Origin of the sequence: Kineococcus rubinsiae, from assembly GCF_011839805.1 — a bacterium.
Lineage (GTDB): Bacteria > Actinomycetota > Actinomycetes > Actinomycetales > Kineococcaceae > Kineococcus > Kineococcus rubinsiae.
This window is the reverse complement of sequence record NZ_VWPY01000113.1, coordinates 1-4,331: the sequence shown is the minus strand read 5'-3', so window position 1 is coordinate 4,331 and position 4,331 is coordinate 1. Positions and strand designations below refer to the sequence as shown.

Here is a 4,331-nt window from a genome sequence, read left to right as displayed (position 1 = left end):
CTATAAACCAGAAGAGATTTTGGTTCTTGCATTCAATAAAAATGCAGGTGAAGAACTGAGTGAACGTATTAGCTTTAGGCTAAAGGATATTCTCTCCAATTTTGATACTAGTGTTGAAGCACTTAATTTCCATAAATTTGGTGTTAAGGTCATTGGAAAAGCAACAGGTAAAAGCCCATCTGTATCCAACGATGCAGGAAAGCCTCAAGCCCTCCTAAACCGAATTATTCAACAATTAATCGAAACAGACTCAGACTTTCAGGAAAAGTATCTTTTATTTAAAACTGCTTATTTAAGAGCTCCGTTGTCACCTTTTGCTTTTAAGACTAGAAATGATTGGGAGAAGGCGCAGAAACGATCATTTGATAGATTCAAGGATGGCTTCGAAACCTATCAAGGAGAGATTGTTAAATCACATGGTGAAAAAGCAATAGCCAACTGGTTATATAGCCAAGGAATTCCTTATCAGTACGAAAAAAACTACGAGCATGAAACAGCTGATGAAGCCCACCGCCAATATAAGCCTGATTTTTACCTGCCTGAAATAAACCTATATCTGGAACACTACGCTGTAGACCAGCATGGCAAACCGCCTGCACATTTTGGACAAAAGTATCTGGATGACATGAAATGGAAATCAGGAATCCATCAACAATATAAAACCGATTTAATCTCTACCACCTTTCATGAGTTTATTACAGGTTCCATTTTCAGGAAGTTGGAACAGGAACTTAAATCAAGAGGGCAAGTATTTAAGCCACGTAGCCTTACTGAGATCAACGCTAAAGCACAGTCCATCTATGAACATGATGCCAATGAACTTTATGTCAGTTTTTTAAGTCACTACAAATCTAATCAGGCGAACATTGCTAGTCTATTAGCCAAACCATCACTTAGCCAACGAGAGAGTCTTTTTTTACAGCTATTTTCTAAGGTATACCAACGCTACGATCAGTTATTAAAAACCAGTAAAGAACATGACTTTGATGACCTACTCATTGAATCTGCTCAGTTAATCAATGAGAACAAATATAAAAGCCCTTTCAAGCTTATTATAGTGGATGAATTTCAGGATACATCACAAGCAAGGGCTAGACTCATTCTGTCCTTATTGAATCAGGCACCAGAAGCAAAACTATTTTGTGTTGGGGATGATTGGCAAGCTATATACCGCTTTGCAGGTTCAGACATCAGCATTTTTACACAGTTTGAAAGGGTCTTTGGTTATACCAAACAAACAAAGCTCACCCAGACCTTCCGCTCCAATCAGGGTATTGCCAATGTTGCCAGTGGCTTTATCCAAAAAAATAAATCTCAACTTCAAAAAGTCGTCAATGCCATTGATAAGACCACTAGTAAAGTTGTTGAAATAAACTTTTTAACAAAGGCTCAGGAAATTAACGAATACCTGACGAGAACAATTATGGAAATCAATAATGCCAGTGCAAGTTCCGGCAAGAAAAAATCCATTTATATTTTGGGCCGCTATAAACACCACAAACCTAATTTAGACAGTATTTTACCATTTCTCAGAAATTGTACTTTTGAGTTTAAAACCATTCACTCTTCAAAAGGCTTACAGGCAGACTATGTCATTCTTCTAGGATTGAATAGTGGTGGTAGCGCATTCCCTGCTGAAAAAGAAGATGATCCTCTTCTAAACTTAGTCCTACCACAACCTGAGATACATGACTTTGCTGAAGAACGCCGTCTGTTCTATGTTGCACTAACGCGTGCAAAAGAAAAGGTTTATTTAATCGGTGAACGAGGTTCTATTTTCCTTGAAGAAATTACCAAAGATCAGAGTTTTAAAGAATTTATCCATATACCTCAAGACGAGTATAAACAGCTCAATAGTAATATCCCACCAGAATGGTTGTGTCCAAAATGTGGGCAAGGCAGACTCAGGAAAATAACTAACGGACCTTATGGGGCATTTTTAGGTTGCAGTCGTTATCCCAATTGTAAATATACTAAAAATTTAAAACGTCGTTGAATTTTGATGAATTTGTTGAACAATCATTAAATAATCGTTTTCTAATGTTGGCAGATCAAATTCATCTACATAATTCTTAAAGTCTATTGCAGGGGTATACGCATCTAATTCGTAGAAAGATTTATTATGCCAATAACCATGTTCATCAATGATTATCGACTTTTCAACCTCATTAAATTGCCCTGCTGTTATATCCACGATAACACCATTCACTTTAAGCCATAAATGTAGTTGGTATATATCTGAGGTAGACTGGCCTTTTATAATTAAAACATCTGCAATATTGTAACCTTTTTTCTCTATCAGGAAACGAGCCAACATCATCGAAGAATATTCACAACACGCAACAGGAAACAAAGACAATACTTCTAAATGAAAATTATCTTTGTCAATTTGAGTAAAGCTGTGTAAGAATTCTAGAACATCTTTTTCGATTTTAATAATTTGCATAAATTGATTTCGAATAAAAAATTATTCTTACAATAACTTATTGGAATATTGAGATTCAAATAGGTAAAGTTATTTTAATGATTTTTAGTTATTTACGGCTTTGTTGCATAAAGCCTTTGACGGCAGAGTTTTCCTAAGTTGCTAAAATTTAGGTTACAACTTGGGTATGAGGTCTGCCTAATTCTGTAAATTTATTTAATACGGCTACGCGTGCATGGATCTCATTCACTTGGCTGTCAAAATTCCTAGCACTGAGTTTATCGCCTAATAACTTGATGCAATGCATCTTAGTTTCAACCAAACTTCGCCGATGATAGCCTGACCATTTTTTCCATAGTGTGCTGCCTAAACGTTTAACTGTTCGAAGTAATTCATTTCGCTCTAGCGAGCTGATCTTTGTATCTTTCCATGGTTTCGCATTTTTTCTAGGTGGAATCACCGCATGCGCTTGCCTATCTACAATGACCTGACGGCATTTCTTGGTGTCTTAAGCTCCATCGGTATAAACAGAGTCAATCTGCTCATCTTGTGGAATCTGATTAAGTAAATCACCAAGTACCTGTGAATCACTGACATTATTGGTTGTGAGCTGAATAGCGCGTATTTGCAGGGTTTTAGCATCTATACCAATATGTAATTTACGCCATTGGCGACGATATTCAGGCTGATGTTTCTTACGTTTCCATTCACCTTCACCTAAAAACTTCAAGCCCGTGGAATCGACGAGTAGATGCAGTCCATTACAACTCTTCTCATAGCTAATTTGAATATCAATCTGCTTTTGTCTTCTACAAAGCGTACTGTAATCTGGTGCTGCCCAATTTAATCCGCAAAGGTTAATCAGACTTTGAACAAAACCTGTGACCATACGTAAAGAGAGTCTGAATAAAGATTTGATCATTAAACAGCATTGAATAGCGGTGTCAGAGTAAGTTTGATTTCGACCATGCTTGCCTTGTGATTGTGCATACCACTGGGTCTTTGGATCGAACCAAATGGCAATATTCCCACGATTAATGAGAGCTCGGTTATATGCGGGCCAATTGGTTGTGCGGTAGATTTTTTGTGTAGGCTTCTTCATTTGAAAATTATATTGCTGAAGAAGCCCTTAAGAACAGCTTTGTGCAACAAAGCCTCCAAGAACTAAAAAAGAATATACACCAAAACATTATAAAATGATGTTTAAAAGTTCAATTGCGAGATAAAACATATATGTTTAAGCGAGTTGCTCACCCCCTAAGAGATGAACAAGATCGATAGAAAGGAGCACCCAAAAAACATAATGCTCGTTGTTAATTTTAGTGTCTAAAATCTATTATATTTTCGGGCCTGATTCATTTGATACGTTGCTATTTCATCCGCAATATTCACCCCATGTACAGAATCCAACTTTTTAATTCCATATTGTTGAGTAGTGAATTTCATTTCTGGCCATACCATGTGAGTAAGTAGGTCTCCAATTCCGATTGAATCCAACTCATTCCATAGCTTCTCGCTCCTCTGACCAGTAATTATTTGCTTTAAGTAATATGCGATAGCGCCTGCAATCATGTCAGAGACTTGTATTTGAGAAATCAACCGAGAGTTTTTTATATCAACCTTTTGTACCTTCAACGGTAGCTTAATAATTCGATCATCTGAACCGACCATAATCTTCATACTCGAAGGATCTGTATATTTATTAAAATAATCCAAACTCTGTTCTAGGGTATTAGACTCATCATGAATAATATTAAAGGAGTTATCAAATTCCTCCCCCCAATATTGAGCATGAGTAAAAATACCTGATTGTACAGGATCTAGACTCCTTCGATCTAAATGCTCCAAATGATCTTTTACATCAGATTCAGAACCCTTAATCCAACTAAAATCCAATTGCTTATTA

Annotated in this window: 2 protein-coding genes and 2 pseudogenes; 1 reads left to right on the top strand and 3 read right to left on the bottom strand. The window is 36.6% G+C overall.

What is annotated here, in order from left to right; genetic code table 11:
- The coding region (locus F1544_RS27185; RefSeq protein ID WP_167588537.1) for a UvrD-helicase domain-containing protein at window positions 1-1,996 on the top strand (1,996 nt) is incomplete at its 5' end.
- Here the strand turns inward: F1544_RS27185 and F1544_RS27180 are convergent.
- The 3 genes and pseudogenes from F1544_RS27180 to F1544_RS27170 form a co-directional block, all read right to left on the bottom strand.
- A complete protein-coding gene (locus F1544_RS27180; protein WP_005199967.1) occupies window positions 1,982-2,446 on the bottom strand; it encodes a hypothetical protein in 465 nt (154 codons plus the stop codon). The two genes, F1544_RS27185 and F1544_RS27180, sit on opposite strands and share 15 nt — an antisense overlap.
- Window positions 2,447-2,594: 148 nt before the next feature.
- Window positions 2,595-3,527 (bottom strand): annotated as a pseudogene (locus F1544_RS27175) (IS5 family transposase).
- A gap of 224 nt (window positions 3,528-3,751) precedes the next feature.
- Window positions 3,752-4,331: pseudogene (locus F1544_RS27170) on the bottom strand (DUF3800 domain-containing protein); the annotation flags it as partial.

Excerpts from the sequence above, each read along its gene's own strand:
- F1544_RS27180 (WP_005199967.1), bottom strand. The coding sequence starts at position 2,446 with ATGCAAATTATTAAAATCGAAAAAGATGTTCTAGAATTCTTACACAGC.